Source organism: Bacillus sp. FSL W8-0116, assembly GCF_038003825.1.
GTDB lineage: Bacteria > Bacillota > Bacilli > Bacillales > DSM-4216 > Bacillus_O > Bacillus_O smithii.
This window is the reverse complement of record NZ_JBBOPY010000001.1, coordinates 2,818,678-2,835,224: the sequence shown is the minus strand read 5'-3', so window position 1 is coordinate 2,835,224 and position 16,547 is coordinate 2,818,678. Positions and strand designations below refer to the sequence as shown.

Here is a 16,547-nt window from a genome sequence, read left to right as displayed (position 1 = left end):
AATTCTTCTTCTACAGATCAATATCCTTCCGCTTTCAAAAATTTTTTTAAAAAAGGGGCGCACTCTTTTTTGAGTGACTGCCCCTTTTCCATATAGTTGGTTGGCCTATTGTTTACGAACTTAGCTTTTTACATACGAAAAAAATTCGTTCTGATTGTTCTAGTGGCGGATCATCCGTAAAATCCGCACTAATTTGAAGCACTTGAAAACCGCATTGTTCCAGCCATTTTTGATATTCCGCAATCGGGAAAGTACGCTGAACATGAAATTCGTCAAAACGCTCATATAAGCCGTTTTCTTGCTGCCGCACGAAAAAAGTTAGTTCGTGTTCGACGCTGTTCTCCTGCTCACCGGGAAAACAATTCCAAATATAGGATGCATCCTCATCATTAAAAGCATACGTATGATGAAGAAAAACATGGTTCATCTTATATAAGGAATGGACGTCAAACATAAAAAGCCCTTCGTCTTCCAAATGTTGATATATTCTTTCAAACGTACGGAGGACATCTTCCTCTTTTAATAAGTAGTTCAGTGAATCACAGAACATCACTATTCCGTCAAACCGCCCTAACCCTTCTAATTCTCGCATATCTTGCTGAAACAGCGAAACATGAAAGCCGTGCTCGCTTATTTTTTGTTGAGCAACGATCAGCATGGTCTCAGACAAGTCAACGCCTGTTGTTTTCCAGCCTTTTTCTGCTAGCCTTACCGTTAACTCTCCTGTGCCGCATGCCAAGTCCAGTATACGAGCCCCTCCGTTCCCATGTTTTTTCATATGCCTGTCCAAAAATGCAATCCAGGCATCATAAGGAGCATCTTCCATCAAATCGTCGTATATAAGAGCAAAACGTTCGTACGTCATTTTAGAATCTCACTTTGAACGTCAACCGTCGGCGCATCTCCCCACAAACGCTCTAGGTTGTAGTAACTTCGCTCATCGCGGTGGAAAACATGGACAACGACGTCGCCAAGATCAAGAAGAATCCAACGTGCTTCATCGAACCCTTCCATTCTCTTGACAAACAAGCCTTTTTCTTCTACTTTTTCTTTTATTTCTCTGGCAATGGCCTGAACTTGCTTATCTGAGCCGCCATGGCAAATGACAAAATAATCAGCGATAAGGGAAATCCCCTTCATATTTAAAACGACGATATTTTCGGCTTTTTTATCATCCGCTGCCTTAACGGCGGTAAACAAGAGATCATGACTACTCATTTACTTCCCTCCACTTTTTCACTAGGTGATTGTACGTATCAACCGTATCAGGAAAAACAGGTTGGTTTTTTTTCAAAAGAAACACGATGGTATTTTTTAATGCCTGAATAAGGGCTTCATCTAAGTTTCGTTCCGCCATTTCCCGTACTTCATCCACCCCCGGAAACTGTCTGCCCGGTTCGATGTAGTCAGCTAAATAAATGACTTTATCAAGCACCGTCATATCCGGTCTGCCAGACGTATGGTAGCGAATGGCATCCAAAACTTCTTCGTCTTCAATGCCTGCTTCTGTTTTCACTAAGTACGCTCCGACCGGTGCATGCCATAATTCAGCATTAAATTGCAGAAGCTTAGGGTCCATTGCTTGTTCAATGATAATTTGTTTCATTTCTTCTTTAGGCCGGAATTTAGCATAATCGTGAAAAATAGCCGCCAATTCCGCTTTCTTCTCATCCGCTCCGTATTTCGCAGCCAGCTTGATGGCTGTCTCCATGACGCCCAATGTGTGCTGGAAGCGATGTTCCGTCAATTGTTCTTTCACAATCTTTAACGCTTTCTCACGTTTCATACAATCGATTCTCCTTTATATAGGCAATCACACTATCCGGCAATAAATATTTCACTGTTTCGTTCTTGGCTATTTTTTTTCGAATCAACGAAGATGACAGCTGAATTTCAGGAACGTCCACGATTAGAACAGGATAAGGAGTATCCACGCTGTAGTTGGGGCGCTTAACGCCAACAAATTGGACCAACTTGCACAACTCTTCAATGCGATACCATTTAGGCAAATATTCAATCATATCTCCGCCGATGATAAAGTAAAATTCCGTATCAGGCTCTCTTTCTTTCAATAGAACCATCGTATCGTACGTGTACGATTTTCCCATCCTCAAAAGTTCAATTTCTTCAATGGTGAATTTTGGATGATCGGCAATCGCCAACGACACCATGGCCAGTCGATCTTCCACACTTACGCTGTCCATTTTTTGTTTGTGCGGCGGCTCATAATTCGGCATAAATCGAACTTCATTCAGACCAAGTGCACAAAGCACTTCATTCGCAATAATCAAATGACCGATATGGGGAGGATTAAAAGTACCGCCCAGTATGCCTACTCTTTTCTTCATTTTGGCAGAACGATCTGTTTGTTATTAGAGGATTCTTTGTACAAAATAATGGTATTACCGATCAATTGCACGAGTTCTGCGTTTGTCCCCTTCACCAACTGTTCGGCCACTTCCGATTTATCCTCTTCGCAGTTTTGCAAGACGCTCACTTTTAATAGTTCACGCGCCTCCAACGCATCATTGATCTGTTTCACCATATTTTCATTCACGCCGCCTTTTCCCACTTGAAAAATCGGATTCAAATGATGAGCCTGCGATCGCAAAAAACGTTTTTGTTTACCTGTTAACATGATACCCTCCTAGTTGTTCGAGCACAATTTTCTCCATTCTGTTTGCATCAGGAGACACACCCGTCCATTTTTCAAAGGCGGACACACCTTGATAGACAAACATTTTGATTCCATTTTGGGTGATAGCCCCCTGTTTTTTGGCTTCCGCCAGAAATTTTGTTTCAAGTGGATTATAAATAATGTCCGATACAAATGTTCCTTTCTTTAACAAAGAAAGCGACAACGGCATTTCATCTGTTTTTGGACTCATCCCGATCGATGTCGTTTGAATGACAATCGAATAGTTTCCCATTCTTTGCTCAGCTTCGGAAATCGAAAGAACGTTTGTTTTTGTTTCAAACGGGCACTGTTCAGCAAGACGAGCCGCTTTTTCCATCGTTCTATTCGCAATATCAATCAATCGTACATGTTCAGATGCCAGTGTATAATAGATGGCTCTCGCTGCTCCCCCGGCACCGATGATTAAAATATGATCAAGATGAAGATCTCTGCCCAGTGTTTCTTTCAATCCTCTGACAAATCCATCGCCATCTGTATTATAACCGATCCAGCGATCGTTTTTGCGAACAACAGTATTCACAGCTCCAATCGCTTCCGCCAGAGGATCAAGCTCATCCAATAGCGGAATAATCGCCGTTTTATGCGGAATTGTTACGTTGAATCCTTCCACACCAATGGCTTTCATGCCTTCCACAGCCTTTTTCAGATCATTTGGCTTGACATGGAAAGGATGATAATAAGCCGGTATTCCCAACCTGCTAAAAGCATCGTTATGCATGGCCGGCGACATCGAATGAGCGATAGGATCGCCGATCACTCCATACAGTTTCATCATTTTCCCCACCATTATATTAAAGATTTTCGAATCAATACACTGACTCCTTTTGGCACGTAAGCCGCTACCACTGCACCCGGTTCATGAACCGTTACCCAACCAAGTCCTGAAAAGACAATGTCCGTTTTGGCATCTGTTATTTTGAATTCGTGGCGGATAAGCGGCGGAAAATCATCCAGCTGTTCTTCCCTTGGAGGAACGAGCATTTCACCGACATGCTTTTCATATAACGAGTCGGCTTTTTCCAATTTTGTACGATGAATTTGCAGTTCGTTCGGCATGTAGCAAACAAGCGAGCGACGACCGCCCTTCAGATAATCAAGACGGGACAAACCCCCGAAAAACAACGTTTGTTTTTCATTCAGCTGATATACTTTCGGTTTAATTTCTTTTTTGGGCATGATGATTTTCAAATCACGTTTATCTACGAAATGCGCCATTTGATGGTGGTTTATAATCCCCGGCGTGTCAATTAAAGCACTTCCGTCCTCCAACGGAATTTCGATCTTATCGAGTGTGGTCCCGGGAAAATGGGATGTGGTGATCAGTTCGCCCGACTCACCGCTTTCTTTCAAAATACGGTTGATAAAAGTGGATTTTCCTACGTTGGTGCATCCCACCACGTACACATCTTTTCCCGCGCGGTAGTGTTCGATCATTTCCATTGCTTCCCTTATAAAATGTCCTTTAGAGGCGCTCACCAAAATAACATCAATAGGTCTGAGCCCCAGTTTCTCCGCTTCTTTTTTCATCCAGTTTATTAATCGTTCCCGTTTCAACGATTTCGGAAGCAAATCCTCTTTATTTCCGATCAGCAAAACAGGATTATTTCCGACAAAACGAGGCAGACCAGGCAGCCAACTTCCATTGAAATCAAAGATGTCCACAATTTTTACAATGAGACTCTTAGTCTCGCCAAGCGTATGTAAAATTTTCAAAAAATCATCATCCGTCAACGAAACATCTTGAATTTCATTATAATGTTTCAAGCGAAAGCATCGTTGGCATACCACTTGTTCTTTTTGCAATGCAGAAGGTGGCGTATAGCCTACTTTTTCCGGATCTTCTGTCTGTATTTTCACTCCGCATCCTGTACAATAAATTTCTTGTTCGCTCACCTTTCATCCTCCCATTGTATTAACCCTTTCTTTTTACACACATTCATAATTCTTCTTTCAATCGTTCTATTGATTCTCGTCCAAAATCCGTCTGTTTGAGCAACCGGCACGACTAAAATGGTATAAAATCCGCCGCGGTTTCCGCCTAAAATGTCTGTCAGAAGCTGGTCTCCAATCACAACGGTTTCCTCTTTGCTTATATTCATCCTTTTCAGCGCTTTGCGAAAAGCCTTGCCCATCGGCTTTCTTGCTTTATGAATAAAAGGTATATTCAACGGTTCAGCGAATGCTTTTACACGATCTTCATTATTATTCGAAACGATGGTCACTTGAATACCGTGTTTTTTCATTCTATTAAACCACTCTTCAAGCTCAGGAGTCGCGCTCGGTCGATTCCATTCTACCAACGTATTGTCCAGATCGGTAATAATCCCCTTTATGCCTCTTTTTTTCAAGGTAGCTGGATCAATGTCGAAAATGCTTTTGACTTGTTCATTCGGCAAAAATGCTTTAATCAATTAAGTTCACCTCAATTATGATGTAGATGTCGATATTATCATACATAAATTTCTTCATAGTTTCAAAATAAATTCGTATCTATTATCTGTGCCAACTCGGTCGGAGCTGTCCCAAAAGGCAGTAAAATGACCTGGGGACCCCTTTTTTATCGAGAATTGTTGATGATCGCAAAATTCACTTGCTTTCTGCGGGCGATCCGCGAGCTTTCCCGCAGGAGTCTCGCCCACTTCGCAATCATCACTGTAAAATTTAACTTAGACAATGCAAAAATCGTCTTTTTCATTATCATGTAAGCGCCAAGCCGACACTCCGCCTGCTTCCAAAAAAGAAGGTCCGAAGATAGAGTTTTAAAATGCCAACCGACCATTGAAACTTGATTCTTTATAAGGAAGATCGAATTTTGCCGAACGGCTTGCTTTTTCCATTTCATACATGATTGAAGATGAAAAGAGACTTTGATTTTCAATAAAATATGACCGTTTCGTCGGAAAAACTTTTCGACAAATTCCCTGCATCCCCCATTGTGGATAACTTTATTCACATTTTCCTTCCAGTAAAATAACCCATTATTTCTTTTATGAACAGGTTAACCACAGCTTATCCACTTATCGATGTGGACAATAGAACGCTTGTTCTATTTAGAAAAATCTGCTAAAGTAAAGATACAACTTGAATAACCTACCATGATATGCAGAACGGTTCACAAGTAGAACGTTTCATTGGAGGTGAAAGATGTATGAGACTATTATCAGATGAGCTTTTAATTGAAACCTATTATAAGGCAATTGAACTCAAGTTAAGTCCTGAATTTATTCGCCTCATTGAAACAGAAATGGATCGTCGAGCTTTGAATCGAACGTAAAGGTTTCCTCTTAATCCCATTCTTTTTTCTGCCCGTGCCAAAACACCGGGCTTTTTTTTTGTTTCTAAAACTCTAATCAAAAATGGCCATTTATGAGCTGAATCATGAATAACACCTTGCCGAAAGGTAATGAATAAAATAAGCAGAAAAAGAAGAAAGAAGGTCTCAAAAGATGAAGGTGATTCAAATTTGCCAAACGTGCAACGGAAAAGGAACCATTCCGAAATTCTATATTTTCAAAGCACATTGTCCAGATTGTGGAGGGAAAGGAAGAATGCCGTGCACCAGTCATGAACAGCGCAAACAGCATCTGCCGCCGCTCTCATGATTTCCTCTTCCTTAAAGGTGCTATTTCTCCCTCTCGTCTTAACATAATGGCTATCGCTTTCATTGAACGCGTAAGGTCTCGAAAAAAAATGTCTGTGACCAATCAAGTGCACTTTCGCTAACGTTTTCCGAAAAAGAATATTTTATCCGATTGTTTAGACTTCGACGATTTTTCCACCGTAAGAAACGAATGCACCATCCCGGATGGATGAACATCCAATCTGCTGAGAAATTTCATTAAATCGGATGGAGAAAAAACAGGACGTGCAATGATGTTCCCCCATGTGCATATGAATAGAGAATAGGCACACCTTTTGAGGGGGGATGTTATGTTTGGAGTATTTTCAGCCTTTTCGTATTTTTTTAAAGAACTTCTCTTTCTCGTCTCCTATGTAAAAAACAACGCGTTTCCCCAGCCTCTGTCCCCAAATGAAGAAAAAATCTATTTAAAACGGATGGCAGAAGGCGACGAAGAAGCACGAAATTTATTAATCGAGCACAATTTGCGCCTTGTCGCCCACATTGTCAAGAAGTTCGAAAATACAGGAGAAGACCCGGAAGATTTGATTTCTATCGGGACCATAGGGCTCATTAAAGCAATTGAAAGTTATTCAGAAGGAAAAGGAACAAAGCTGGCCACATATGCAGCCCGCTGTATAGAAAATGAGATTTTAATGCATTTAAGAGCATTAAAAAAGACGAAAAAAGACGTTTCTCTTCACGATCCAATCGGGCAAGATAAAGAAGGAAACGAAATATCGCTCATTGACATTTTAAAATCCGAATCTGAAGATGTGATTGATACAATTCAATTAAACATGGAACTGGAAAAAGTAATGAAATATTTACGGGTACTTGATGAAAGAGAAAAAGAAGTGATCATCGGCAGGTTTGGATTGAATATGCAGGAAGAAAAAACACAACGGGAAATTGCCAAAGAACTCGGCATTTCACGCAGCTATGTTTCTCGAATTGAAAAGCGCGCACTTATGAAAATGTTTCATGAGTTTTATCGAGAAGAAAAAGAAAAAGATGGAGCCTGACTAAGGTAAAAAGGAAGAGCCAGGACACCTTAAAGGTATCTCGGCTCTTCCTTTTTAGGCACTATTCGGCTCCAACCTCGAGCGCAATCACGATACCGATAGTCGTCGCAAGAAGCAATCCAAGAATCATTAATGCCATCGAACCACCCCTTCTTACATCTTACACTAAGAGTGCCACAAATATCATATCATTTTTTGTAAAAAGATGGATGGTATTACATATATTGAAAATAGGGAAAATACCAGCACAATATCCGTTCTCTTCCAATTTCTTCAGTCATCTTCTTCGTACTCAGTCAATTGAACATGATATTTCTGAGCTTTATAGAAAAAAAAGAGCAGACCCTATGATCAAAACCATTGTACCTGCCATCAGCATATTGGTCTGGATCTCTGTTTTCCCTTCAACCGGCAAAACCACACCTAAATAAAGAAAAACACTTAGCGCCGTCAAAGTACATCCAAACCTTTTGAAATCTACTATTTTCTCTTTTATTTTTTTGCATTGATTTTCCATTCGACCTATACCTCCATACTAAAGCTTGAACGTACAATCGTTATTCTTGGTTGTCTTCACTTCCATAAAAAACATGAACCAAAAACAGCTTTAAGGCACATTCGAGAAATAGCGGGGCAGCCGGATTCGTGTCTTTGAAGGCCGTTCTAAAAGATGGGTTCAAACCCTTTCTTCTACTTTAGCACAGAGGAAGTGATCATGAATTAGTAACTTAAATACAGGTCTGGAAAATCATCTTAAAAATAATGATAGTAGCAATCTATTTTAAAGATTCTACCATTTTAACCACTAGTTCAGCGGAATTTCGAGCCGCTTTTTCTAAATACTGATCAAAACTGATATTCGACTCCTTGCCGGCAATATCGGAAAGAGAACGAATGATGACAAAAGGTGTACCAAATTGATAGCATACTTGTGCAATAGCTGCAGCTTCCATTTCAACTGCCTGCAAATCATTCCATTTATGACGGATCGATTCGACGCGATCCGGATCGCTCATAAAAGAATCTCCCGTCGTGATCAGCCCTTTGACAACTTGAACCCCAGTCAATGTTTCTGCAGATCGAGCTGCCGTTTCAATTAAACGTTTATCCGCCAAATACGCGGCAGGCATCTGCGGCACCTGTCCATATTCATATCCAAATACGGTGGCATCAACATCATGATGGCGTACTTCTGTTGAGATCACAATATCTCCTACTTGCAATTCAGGGTTCAATCCTCCTGCCGAACCGGTATTAATCACCACATCCGGCTGATAGTGATAAAGCAACACAGCTGTTGACATAGCGGCGTTCACTTTTCCGATGCCCGATTTAAGCAAGACGACATCTGCCCCTTTTAGCTTGCCGGATGTATATTCGCTGTTCGCTATTTTGTCAGTACTGCTAGATTCGATTTGATTGCGTAAAATCGCCACTTCTTCTTCCATGGCGCCAATGATTGCGATTTTCACCCTTTTTCCTCCTATTCCAACTTGGGTTAGCCTTTATCGTTATGCATCAATTTTTCCACCTGAACAGGCTTCCATCCTTTCCCATCTACCCATTCTATATATACCCGATACGCATCATCTTTACGGCCTTTCGGAGAAACCGTTCCAATGGCCTTATCAGGTCCTTGGCCGCTTATAAACCATACAGTCATGCTGTCTTCGGGAATGCCGGTAGCATAAGAAAGCGCCTTCACCTTTTCTTTCCAGTCGACGGAATTCGTATCAAAAGAAGACACATGTTCTCCGCTTTGCTGAGTGGCGACCGGCTCCCAGTTGGGATCCTTGATCGTCTCCTCGACATTGGGACCGCCGCCTTGTTCAACAATCACTTTTTCTTTTTTCTCTTCCTTTTTCTTCTCTTTTTTCTCCTTCTTCGTATGCTTTTCCTGTTTAGATTCCTGCTTGTCCTTATTATTCACGCTCGCTGTTTCATGCTGGGAAGTTTTCGGCTCATCGCTTGTTTTTTTCGATGTTTCATCATCATTTCCGCCGGAAAAAATAGAAAAAGCTACTAGAATAATTAAAATAATAACCACAACAATCGCCGTATTTAAAATGCGATTCGTTTTCTTTCGTTTCAATCGCTTCTCTGAACGAGACGGATATTGATCATTCATGGAAAAACCTTCTCCTCTCTTAGGGGATTATTCATCATTCTATCATGTTTGCTGATAAAGTGAAACTTCCTCTAGGGCCAACTACCCCTTCCCATTCTTGATCTCCATTGGTACACACTGACGGATGTGCAAGAAACCATCCCTTGCAACATGATGAAATGTACCATATATCCCGTCCGTTGAAAAGTGACTTTCTATTCGTTTTTAACCAAATTCGAAGTCGCTCTTGTACATTATTCTACTATGATGATCCAATTTTTAAAAAAGATTATGTAAATAGCCGAGATCTTCCATATTGTTTTATGAGCCGAAACGCAAAAAGCAACAAAACAAGGGAGAATTCAACTTGAGCTTCATGCATAAAAGGCTGAACGCTTTCGCATTCAGCCCTCCTTTTTCTTATTTTACTGCAACAATTCTTACAGACATTTCCCCGCCCGGTGTTTGCACGGTCACTTCATCGCCTACTTTGCAGCCCAATAAGCTTTTCGCTATAGGTGAATCATTGGAAATTCTGCCTTCAAAAGGATCAGCTTCTGCACTTCCTACAATGGTATAGCTTTCTTCTTCTCCTTCTGGAAGTTCCACAAAGGTAACCGTTTTTCCAAGCGTTACTGTATCCGGATTGTATTCATCATCTTCAATAATTTTCGCATTGCGGATCATCGTTTCAATCGTGTTAATCCGTCCTTCAACAAATGCTTGCTCTTCCTTTGCAGAATCATACTCTGAGTTTTCGGAAAGGTCACCAAAACTGCGGGCAATTTTAATTCTTTCAACTACCTCTTTCCGTTTCACCGTTTTTAAGTATTCAAGTTCTTGTTCCAGTTTTAATTTTCCTTCCCGTGTCATTGGATATTCTTTCTCCGTAGACATGTCCCTTCACTCCTTTTTAAGCTGTCCATCTCTAATTGAAAAAACAACTAGCAATGTTTCGCTTTTCTATTCATATCTATTGTATTTTTTTAAACATGTTATTACAAAATTGATTTTTGTTCAAGAATCGTTTGAATTTTAGTAACCATTAAATCGATGGCTACATGGTTCTGACCGCCCTCCGGAATAATAATATCCGCATACCGTTTCGTTGGTTCGATAAATTGATTATGCATTGGACGAACCACTTGAATATATTGTTCGACTACGGATTCTAAAGTTCGACCGCGCTCTTTTATGTCTCGTGTCAAGCGTCTTATGAAGCGCAAGTCTGGATCGGTATCCACAAAGAGCTTAATATCCATTAAATTGCGAAGCCTTTCATCTTCCAGTACTAATATGCCTTCTAATATAATGACATTTTTCGGTTCTACATGGATCGTTTCGTTAGATCGAGTATGGATGGTATAATCGTAAACCGGTTTCTCGATCGGTTCATAATTAAGCAATTTTTTTAAGTGCTCAATCAATAGGTCATTGTCAAAAGCCAAAGGGTGGTCGTAATTCGTTTTTAATCGTTCTTCAAAAGGCACATCGCTTTGGTCTTTATAATAGGAATCTTGCTCCAATACCAAAATGGAGTGTCCTTTAAAATTATTATATATTGCTTTTGTAACGCTCGTTTTTCCGGAGCCGGAACCGCCGGAAACCCCGATGATCACTGGCTTTTTATCCATCTAGCTATTTTGTCTCCTTTCGCATCATGTTGTATGGATAAAGCGGGCGATCCACCTTAAATCGTACAATCTGCAAAGGATGGCGCGCAGCGTCGATTTCGTTTCCTTCCTCATCCCAAATCGTTCCAATGGTTTGGGTGAAATTTTCGATTTCAGGGCCGAAAAATTCCACTTCGTCTCCCGGACGGAAATGGTTGCGTTGCTGCAATGTCACCATTTGGGTATCCGGATTGTAAGCCAATACCAGCCCCGCGAAATCGAAAGCTGTTTTTTTGCTGTGTGTGCCAAATAATTGTTCTTCATAACCCGGTACTCCCCCTTCAAAAAAGGCAGGAGCCGTTTCACGATTGGCACATTTTTCAAGTTCATCCAGCCATTCTTGTTTCATCGTAAAATGATCCGGGTCCGCGCAGTAAGAATCAATCACTTGCCGATATACACTGACAACAGTCGCAATATAATGAATGGACTTCATTCGGCCTTCTATTTTCAAACTATCAATCCCGAGTTCAATCATTTTCGGAATCGATTCGACTAATTTCAAATCTTTGGCACTCATCGCAAACGGAGCATCTTTTTCAGTAAATAAAGGCTTTTCCTTGTCTCCGTTTAATTGATAGAGGTCGTAATCCCAACGGCAGGACTGGCAGCATCCTCCACGGTTGGAATCGCGTGCTGTCATATAATTACTTAAAACGCATCTTCCTGAATAAGCGATGCACATAGCGCCATGGATGAACGCTTCAATTTCAATATCGACTTTTTGTTTGATTTCTTTAATTTCCTCCGCGCTTGTTTCACGCGCAAGCACAACACGCTCGAGTCCTTGCTCCTTCCAAAATTGGGCAGCTTTCCAATTCGTTAAAGACTGCTGCGTGCTCAAATGTCGTTCCAGTTTAGGAGCAACGCGTCCAGCCGCGTCAATGATTAACGGATCAGCGACGATAATTCCAGCTACCCCTGCATCTTCCAAAGCTTTTAAATACTCTTCTAGTCCGTCCATATTTTCGTTATGAGCATAAATATTGGTTGTGACATAAATTTTAGCGCCGTATTTCTTCGCAAATTCCACCCCTTCTTTTATTTCTTCAAGGGTAAAGTTATCGGCATTGGAGCGCAATCCATATTCCTGCCCTCCGAGAAAGACAGCATCGGCGCCGTAATGGACAGCAATTTTCAACTTTTCCAAATTGCCGGCAGGCGCCAGCAACTCTGGTTTTTTGACGATCACTCGTTTTCCGTCAACAATTTGTGAAATGTTATCTTTCAATATCGTAGACATTCCGATGCCTCCTTTTAAAATATAGACAAAGACTTAAACATCCGCTCCACTCAATCTCCATTGGGCTGTATTCAACTTGGCATTCCCTACAATCCCTAATTAATAAACCGTTTCCTTAAAGAAAAAGCCCGTATCCAATGGACGATGCTTCGGCTGGATGGCCACTATTTGTTCATATAACTGATCTTTCACTTCTTCATAGGCATCCGGATCTTCTGCACATAAATCGATTGCTTTGCGATACAGTTTTGTCACCTCGATGATATAGTCCGGTTCTTTTAGTACGCCGTCGATTTTGAAGCTATCGATTCCTGCTTCTACCATTTCGGTGAGTTCATCGATCATGCAAACATCGTTTGGACTCATAATATGAGTACCGTTTTCATCTTCAAAAATCGGGTATTTATTGTCCCGTTCTTTATCATAAAGGTACATATTTTTGTCTTGGTTTTTATTCTTTATTTCCAACATTTTTCCTTGATATTCAAAGTAATTCTCAAGCAAAGCACGCTTCGATTGGAACATGCAAGTCATACCATGTATTTGAACTTCGATCTCCACTTCGGCATGTTCTTTTGTTTCAATGACGGCATCCATGCTTAATTCACGAGCCAAAACGGCACGCTTTGATCCAAGGCGCCCCCAGTAATTGCAAGTATACCAATTGGTTCCCGTAGTCTCCGTACTCCAATGCAATTTCATATTTGGTGCTATTTCCCGGATTGTCATCAACACCGCAGGATCGCCAAAAACGATCGCATCGCATTTTACGTCCTTTAAAAACAGAATATAATCTTTTAATTCTTCGACTTTTTCATTATGAAAGATGGCATTCATTGCCACATATACTTTTTTCCCTCGCGAATGTGCAAGTTCAACTGCTTTTTTCACGTCATCGCGAGAAAATTCGCCGGCCAGTCTGAGCCCATATCGCTGCTCCCCTATCATAAATGCATCTGCTCCAGCATCGCACAAAGGCAAAATATCTTGAACACTGGTAGGAGTAACGAGTAACTCTGGTTTATTTACCATCTTTTTCACCTCGATAAATACTGATTGCCAGCCCGTCGCCAACAGGAATGATCATCGTCGAAAAGGACGAATGATTCACCAACCATTGATTATATTGACGGATTTTGGATGCTAATTGGCGAATTCGCTTCTTTGCTATATCCGTTTCAGCTACATGTCCTTTAAAGAGCACATTATCAGTATACACAACACCGTTTTCCGCTAAATACGGTGTGTACATTTCAAAGAACTTTTGATACTGACCTTTTGCTGCATCGATAAAAATGGCATCATAAGGCCCCATCTCGCCTGCTTCCGCTGCCACTTCCAATGCATCGCCCAAAATCACGGAAATGCGGTTCTCTAAACCTGCCCGACGAATAAATTGAATCGCTTGATTGTAGCGGCTTTCATCACGTTCAATCGTGACAATTTCAGACCCGCTGATGGCTTGTGCGATTCGAATCGCTGAATATCCAATCGCCGTGCCGATTTCGAGAATTTTTTTAGGCTTTTGGATTCTCATAAATTGCAGCATCGTTTCGATGCCGGCCGATTCCATAATAGGAACATGTTCTTCTTTCGCCAATTGTTCCATCTCCTGAATGAAAAGCGTTTTTTCAGGAAGGAGCGACTGCCAGTATTGTGCTATCTTTTCTTCCATCTTTCTTCCCCATTCCTGCTAAATGAATTGAAAAGAAGCGAAAATCGATTGACAAGAAAAAGCAGAAAGCCCGAAAGCTTTCCACTCGTCTTTCATTTCGTCTTCTAAAAAGCCTTTTCCCCCGACCGTTGATGCCGAGGAGTACAATTGGCGGAAGTTTAACTTTGTCTAGTTTACCATACTTTTATCATAAATGCTAATAGCTCTTATTTCTTTTCAGCATCGTAGTAATTGGTAATAAATTTTTGTTTTAATCGATTGTGTTCTTCCAACGTTTTAGCATAATAAACATCCCCGCTAGGCGCCGCAAGAAAATACAGGTAATCCGTTTGTTCCGGATTTAAAGCTGCTTCTAAAGAAGATATTCCGGAATTTGAGATGGGACCAGGGGGCAATCCTTTATATTTATACGTATTGTATGGCGAATTCACTTTTAAGTCTTTATATACGACACGACTTTTATGCTTGTTGAGTGCATAAAGCACAGTCGGATCTGTTTGCAGCGGCATTTTTTTGGCCAGCCGGTTATAGAAAACGCTGGAGATTTTACGTCTATCCGCTTTCTTTGTCGCTTCTTCTTCAATAAGAGAAGCCATTGTAAGCAATTGATGAGGGGTCAAATGTTTGACCTTCATGGCTTTTTGATATTGAGATAGGACGCGATCTGTTTTGGCGATCATATCTTCAATGATCGTATCCAGCGGAGTTTTCGGATCATAATAAGCGTAAACAGCCGGGTACAGATACCCTTCTAATGGATATTTTACTTTTGGATTCAAAATTTCCTTTGTCAGCAAATCCGGATATTTTTTGATCAATTGCTGAATAAAAGCACGGTCGTTTAAACGATTCCAGACGGTATTGTAATCATAAGGCGAATGTTTGCTAATCGTTTTGGCAATCTCGCGCAATTGACGTCCCTCTGGTATCGTGAATACGATTTTGGCAAATTCATAAGAATTTCCCTTCTGCAAATCACGTATGATATCATCAAGAGACATGGAGGGCGCAAAATAATAGGTTCCAGCTTGGAATCCTGTTTTTCCCTTCCATTGTATGTAATATTTAAAGGCTTGTTGATTGCGGATAATACCTTTTTTTTCTAGGATTTCTCCGATTTTTGCGGCGCTTGACCCTTGGGGGATGGTCACTTTGACCGGTGTGCGATTTCCCTTATCTACTGGCTGCAGCGACTGGTAGATATAAAAAAAGACCACTGCTGCCAAGGCAACAATGACAGCAAATAGTGATAAAAAAAAGTTTCTTTTTCTTTTTTTTCTTCTATAGTCAGTTAAATCCCAATGAAACTTCGACATTCTCTTTCCCCTTCCGACATAAAACGGGATCAATCGATCATTTTTTCCATCCATCATTATACTACAGAACGTGGAAAAGGGCCGTTCTAAATTTTAGAACGGCCTGAAAAATTCTCCAATGATTATTTTTCGTGTTCGTGTTCATGATTATGTTCGTGCTCTTCTTCTTGATCGAGAAACGTATTCAGCATTTCTTCAATAAGATCCCATTCTTCTTCGGTTTCTACCGGTTCGAGATCACCGGAATTTCCTTCACTGGGATGAAAAGAAGCGGCAAAAATTTCAATTTCTTCATCATCGGTTGTTTCCGCCGGATAATAGAGCACATAAGATTTGTCAAATTGCTCGGAATCAAATGTAAAAAGCACTTCACATAAAATCTCATTTCCTTCTTCATCTACCACAGTAATATGTTGATCTCCGTGTTCCATCTTTTCACCTCATTATTTATTGAACGGCAGCCGCATTGTTTTCCAACAGTTATTTCAAACTATCCAAATAACCTTGTAGAATCATGACAGCAGCCATTTTGTCAATGACTTTTTTTCTTTTTTTGCGGCTCACGTCCGCCTCTAACAGAACTCTTTCGGCAGCCATCGTACTCAGCCTTTCATCCCAGAGCACAACGGGAAGAGAAAACTCTTTTTCTAGTTTTTTCGCATACGCTTGAGAAGCTTCTCCTCTCGGGCCGATCGTGTTATTCATGTTTTTGGGCAACCCGACCACAATCTTATCGACTTGATAATCTTCGATTAGTTCTTTTAAACGGTCGAAACCTAAATCGCCTTTCTCTTCATCCACCTTGATGGTTTCAATCCCTTGGGCTGTCCAGCCTAATTCGTCGCTTATCGCAACGCCGACTGTTTTGGAGCCCACGTCTAACCCCATAGTTCTCATATGATTATTCCTCTCGCTGCTTCAAATACGTCTTCACCAATTCTTCAATAATTTCGTCCCGTTCCAATTTTCGAATCAAGTTCCTGGCATCTTTATGCCGGGGAATATAAGCTGGGTCTCCTGAAAGCAAATAGCCAACAATTTGATTAATGGGATTGTATCCCTTTTCTTGAAGAGCGTCATAAACTTGGAAAAGAATTTCTTTCACGTCATGATCAAAAGGCTCATCTGAAAAATGGAATTTCATTGTCTGATCAAAAGAGCTCATTCCCTCGCACCTCGTTTCGGCTTCAC

General features: G+C 40.9%; 23 protein-coding genes. 2 read left to right on the top strand and 21 right to left on the bottom strand.

Features of this window, described 5'->3' with window-relative positions:
- Window positions 1-112: 112 nt before the first annotated feature.
- The 9 genes from N1I86_RS13470 to N1I86_RS13430 form a co-directional block, all read right to left on the bottom strand.
- Entirely contained in the window at window positions 113-865 is a 753-nt protein-coding gene (locus N1I86_RS13470) for a class I SAM-dependent DNA methyltransferase (protein ID WP_341096722.1), read from the bottom strand.
- Complete coding sequence (rsfS, locus tag N1I86_RS13465) at window positions 862-1,218, bottom strand: ribosome silencing factor (RefSeq protein ID WP_003355432.1); 357 nt, start codon at window positions 1,216-1,218, stop codon at window positions 862-864. Before rsfS ends, N1I86_RS13470 begins: the two co-directional genes overlap by 4 nt.
- The gene (yqeK, locus tag N1I86_RS13460; protein WP_003355433.1) at window positions 1,211-1,786 is read right to left on the bottom strand and encodes a bis(5'-nucleosyl)-tetraphosphatase (symmetrical) YqeK; all 576 of its coding nucleotides are present in this window, start codon (window positions 1,784-1,786) and stop codon (window positions 1,211-1,213) included. The genes rsfS and yqeK overlap by 8 nt, the downstream gene beginning before the upstream one ends.
- A complete protein-coding gene (locus N1I86_RS13455; protein ID WP_003355434.1) occupies window positions 1,776-2,348 on the bottom strand; it encodes a nicotinate-nucleotide adenylyltransferase in 573 nt (190 codons plus the stop codon). Before N1I86_RS13455 ends, yqeK begins: the two co-directional genes overlap by 11 nt.
- The gene (gene yhbY, locus N1I86_RS13450) at window positions 2,345-2,638 is read right to left on the bottom strand and encodes a ribosome assembly RNA-binding protein YhbY (RefSeq protein WP_003355436.1); all 294 of its coding nucleotides are present in this window, start codon (window positions 2,636-2,638) and stop codon (window positions 2,345-2,347) included. The genes N1I86_RS13455 and yhbY overlap by 4 nt, the downstream gene beginning before the upstream one ends.
- Entirely contained in the window at window positions 2,625-3,473 is an 849-nt protein-coding gene (gene aroE, locus N1I86_RS13445) for a shikimate dehydrogenase (RefSeq protein WP_003355437.1), read from the bottom strand. Before aroE ends, yhbY begins: the two co-directional genes overlap by 14 nt.
- 11 nt (window positions 3,474-3,484) lie before the next feature.
- On the bottom strand, window positions 3,485-4,591 hold the full coding sequence (gene yqeH, locus N1I86_RS13440; RefSeq protein ID WP_003355438.1) for a ribosome biogenesis GTPase YqeH: 1,107 nt from the start codon (window positions 4,589-4,591) through the stop codon (window positions 3,485-3,487).
- Window positions 4,588-5,109, bottom strand: a complete 522-nt coding sequence (locus N1I86_RS13435) for a YqeG family HAD IIIA-type phosphatase (protein ID WP_003355439.1) — start codon at window positions 5,107-5,109, stop codon at window positions 4,588-4,590. The genes yqeH and N1I86_RS13435 overlap by 4 nt, the downstream gene beginning before the upstream one ends.
- Before the next feature lie 146 nt (window positions 5,110-5,255).
- The gene (locus N1I86_RS13430; protein WP_003355440.1) at window positions 5,256-5,651 is read right to left on the bottom strand and encodes a hypothetical protein; all 396 of its coding nucleotides are present in this window, start codon (window positions 5,649-5,651) and stop codon (window positions 5,256-5,258) included.
- Between the two features lie 195 nt (window positions 5,652-5,846).
- Here N1I86_RS13430 and N1I86_RS13425 point away from each other — a divergent pair, with 195 nt between their 5' ends.
- Entirely contained in the window at window positions 5,847-5,972 is a 126-nt protein-coding gene (locus N1I86_RS13425) for a sporulation histidine kinase inhibitor Sda (RefSeq protein WP_003355441.1), read from the top strand.
- Window positions 5,973-6,628: 656 nt separating this feature from the next.
- Entirely contained in the window at window positions 6,629-7,342 is a 714-nt protein-coding gene (sigK, locus tag N1I86_RS13420; RefSeq protein ID WP_003355443.1) for an RNA polymerase sporulation sigma factor SigK, read from the top strand.
- Window positions 7,343-7,664: 322 nt separating this feature from the next.
- Here sigK and N1I86_RS13415 read toward each other — a convergent pair whose 3' ends face one another.
- From N1I86_RS13415 to N1I86_RS13360, 12 genes are all read right to left on the bottom strand, one after another.
- Complete coding sequence (locus N1I86_RS13415; RefSeq protein WP_327823964.1) at window positions 7,665-7,859, bottom strand: YrhC family protein; 195 nt, start codon at window positions 7,857-7,859, stop codon at window positions 7,665-7,667.
- 259 nt (window positions 7,860-8,118) lie between these two features.
- Complete coding sequence (gene mtnN, locus N1I86_RS13410) at window positions 8,119-8,814, bottom strand: 5'-methylthioadenosine/S-adenosylhomocysteine nucleosidase (protein ID WP_048623728.1); 696 nt, start codon at window positions 8,812-8,814, stop codon at window positions 8,119-8,121.
- A 26-nt stretch (window positions 8,815-8,840) separates the two neighbouring features.
- On the bottom strand, window positions 8,841-9,470 hold the full coding sequence (locus N1I86_RS13405; protein ID WP_003355446.1) for a YrrS family protein: 630 nt from the start codon (window positions 9,468-9,470) through the stop codon (window positions 8,841-8,843).
- A gap of 399 nt (window positions 9,471-9,869) precedes the next feature.
- The gene (greA, locus tag N1I86_RS13400; RefSeq protein ID WP_003355448.1) at window positions 9,870-10,346 is read right to left on the bottom strand and encodes a transcription elongation factor GreA; all 477 of its coding nucleotides are present in this window, start codon (window positions 10,344-10,346) and stop codon (window positions 9,870-9,872) included.
- 101 nt (window positions 10,347-10,447) lie between these two features.
- The gene (udk, locus tag N1I86_RS13395) at window positions 10,448-11,083 is read right to left on the bottom strand and encodes a uridine kinase (RefSeq protein WP_270583165.1); all 636 of its coding nucleotides are present in this window, start codon (window positions 11,081-11,083) and stop codon (window positions 10,448-10,450) included.
- A gap of 4 nt (window positions 11,084-11,087) precedes the next feature.
- Entirely contained in the window at window positions 11,088-12,365 is a 1,278-nt protein-coding gene (locus N1I86_RS13390; protein ID WP_003355450.1) for a peptidase U32 family protein, read from the bottom strand.
- A gap of 99 nt (window positions 12,366-12,464) precedes the next feature.
- Window positions 12,465-13,397, bottom strand: a complete 933-nt coding sequence (locus N1I86_RS13385; protein ID WP_341096716.1) for a peptidase U32 family protein — start codon at window positions 13,395-13,397, stop codon at window positions 12,465-12,467.
- Window positions 13,387-14,040 (bottom strand): O-methyltransferase, encoded by a 654-nt coding sequence (locus tag N1I86_RS13380; protein WP_270583164.1) that lies wholly within the window; start codon window positions 14,038-14,040, stop codon window positions 13,387-13,389. Before N1I86_RS13380 ends, N1I86_RS13385 begins: the two co-directional genes overlap by 11 nt.
- 206 nt (window positions 14,041-14,246) lie before the next feature.
- Window positions 14,247-15,356, bottom strand: coding sequence for an endolytic transglycosylase MltG (gene mltG / locus N1I86_RS13375; protein ID WP_270583163.1), 1,110 nt, complete (start codon window positions 15,354-15,356; stop codon window positions 14,247-14,249).
- A 122-nt stretch (window positions 15,357-15,478) separates the two neighbouring features.
- A complete protein-coding gene (locus N1I86_RS13370; RefSeq protein WP_003355456.1) occupies window positions 15,479-15,787 on the bottom strand; it encodes a DUF1292 domain-containing protein in 309 nt (102 codons plus the stop codon).
- A gap of 49 nt (window positions 15,788-15,836) precedes the next feature.
- Window positions 15,837-16,253, bottom strand: coding sequence for a Holliday junction resolvase RuvX (gene ruvX, locus N1I86_RS13365; RefSeq protein ID WP_003355457.1), 417 nt, complete (start codon window positions 16,251-16,253; stop codon window positions 15,837-15,839).
- Between the two features lie 4 nt (window positions 16,254-16,257).
- Window positions 16,258-16,521, bottom strand: a complete 264-nt coding sequence (locus N1I86_RS13360) for an IreB family regulatory phosphoprotein (protein WP_003355459.1) — start codon at window positions 16,519-16,521, stop codon at window positions 16,258-16,260.
- Window positions 16,522-16,547 lie beyond the last annotated feature (26 nt).

What these genes read in the sequence shown, in the direction of transcription:
- N1I86_RS13425 (WP_003355441.1), top strand. Translation starts at nt 5,847, where the DNA reads ATGAGACTATTATCAGATGAGCTTTTAATTGAAACCTATTATAAGGCA.
- sigK (WP_003355443.1), top strand. Translation starts at nt 6,629, where the DNA reads ATGTTTGGAGTATTTTCAGCCTTTTCGTATTTTTTTAAAGAACTTCTC.
- N1I86_RS13455 (WP_003355434.1), bottom strand. Translation starts at nt 2,348, where the DNA reads ATGAAGAAAAGAGTAGGCATACTGGGCGGTACTTTTAATCCTCCCCAT.
- N1I86_RS13385 (WP_341096716.1), bottom strand. Translation starts at nt 13,397, where the DNA reads ATGGTAAATAAACCAGAGTTACTCGTTACTCCTACCAGTGTTCAAGAT.
- udk (WP_270583165.1), bottom strand. Translation starts at nt 11,083, where the DNA reads ATGGATAAAAAGCCAGTGATCATCGGGGTTTCCGGCGGTTCCGGCTCC.
- rsfS (WP_003355432.1), bottom strand. Translation starts at nt 1,218, where the DNA reads ATGAGTAGTCATGATCTCTTGTTTACCGCCGTTAAGGCAGCGGATGAT.
- N1I86_RS13370 (WP_003355456.1), bottom strand. Translation starts at nt 15,787, where the DNA reads ATGGAACACGGAGATCAACATATTACTGTGGTAGATGAAGAAGGAAAT.
- N1I86_RS13380 (WP_270583164.1), bottom strand. Translation starts at nt 14,040, where the DNA reads ATGGAAGAAAAGATAGCACAATACTGGCAGTCGCTCCTTCCTGAAAAA.
- yqeK (WP_003355433.1), bottom strand. Translation starts at nt 1,786, where the DNA reads ATGAAACGTGAGAAAGCGTTAAAGATTGTGAAAGAACAATTGACGGAA.
- ruvX (WP_003355457.1), bottom strand. Translation starts at nt 16,253, where the DNA reads ATGAGAACTATGGGGTTAGACGTGGGCTCCAAAACAGTCGGCGTTGCG.
- mltG (WP_270583163.1), bottom strand. Translation starts at nt 15,356, where the DNA reads ATGTCGAAGTTTCATTGGGATTTAACTGACTATAGAAGAAAAAAAAGA.
- yhbY (WP_003355436.1), bottom strand. Translation starts at nt 2,638, where the DNA reads ATGTTAACAGGTAAACAAAAACGTTTTTTGCGATCGCAGGCTCATCAT.
- aroE (WP_003355437.1), bottom strand. Translation starts at nt 3,473, where the DNA reads ATGATGAAACTGTATGGAGTGATCGGCGATCCTATCGCTCATTCGATG.
- N1I86_RS13390 (WP_003355450.1), bottom strand. Translation starts at nt 12,365, where the DNA reads ATGTCTACGATATTGAAAGATAACATTTCACAAATTGTTGACGGAAAA.
- greA (WP_003355448.1), bottom strand. Translation starts at nt 10,346, where the DNA reads ATGTCTACGGAGAAAGAATATCCAATGACACGGGAAGGAAAATTAAAA.
- N1I86_RS13415 (WP_327823964.1), bottom strand. Translation starts at nt 7,859, where the DNA reads ATGGAAAATCAATGCAAAAAAATAAAAGAGAAAATAGTAGATTTCAAA.
- N1I86_RS13470 (WP_341096722.1), bottom strand. Translation starts at nt 865, where the DNA reads ATGACGTACGAACGTTTTGCTCTTATATACGACGATTTGATGGAAGAT.
- N1I86_RS13405 (WP_003355446.1), bottom strand. Translation starts at nt 9,470, where the DNA reads ATGAATGATCAATATCCGTCTCGTTCAGAGAAGCGATTGAAACGAAAG.
- N1I86_RS13360 (WP_003355459.1), bottom strand. Translation starts at nt 16,521, where the DNA reads ATGAGCTCTTTTGATCAGACAATGAAATTCCATTTTTCAGATGAGCCT.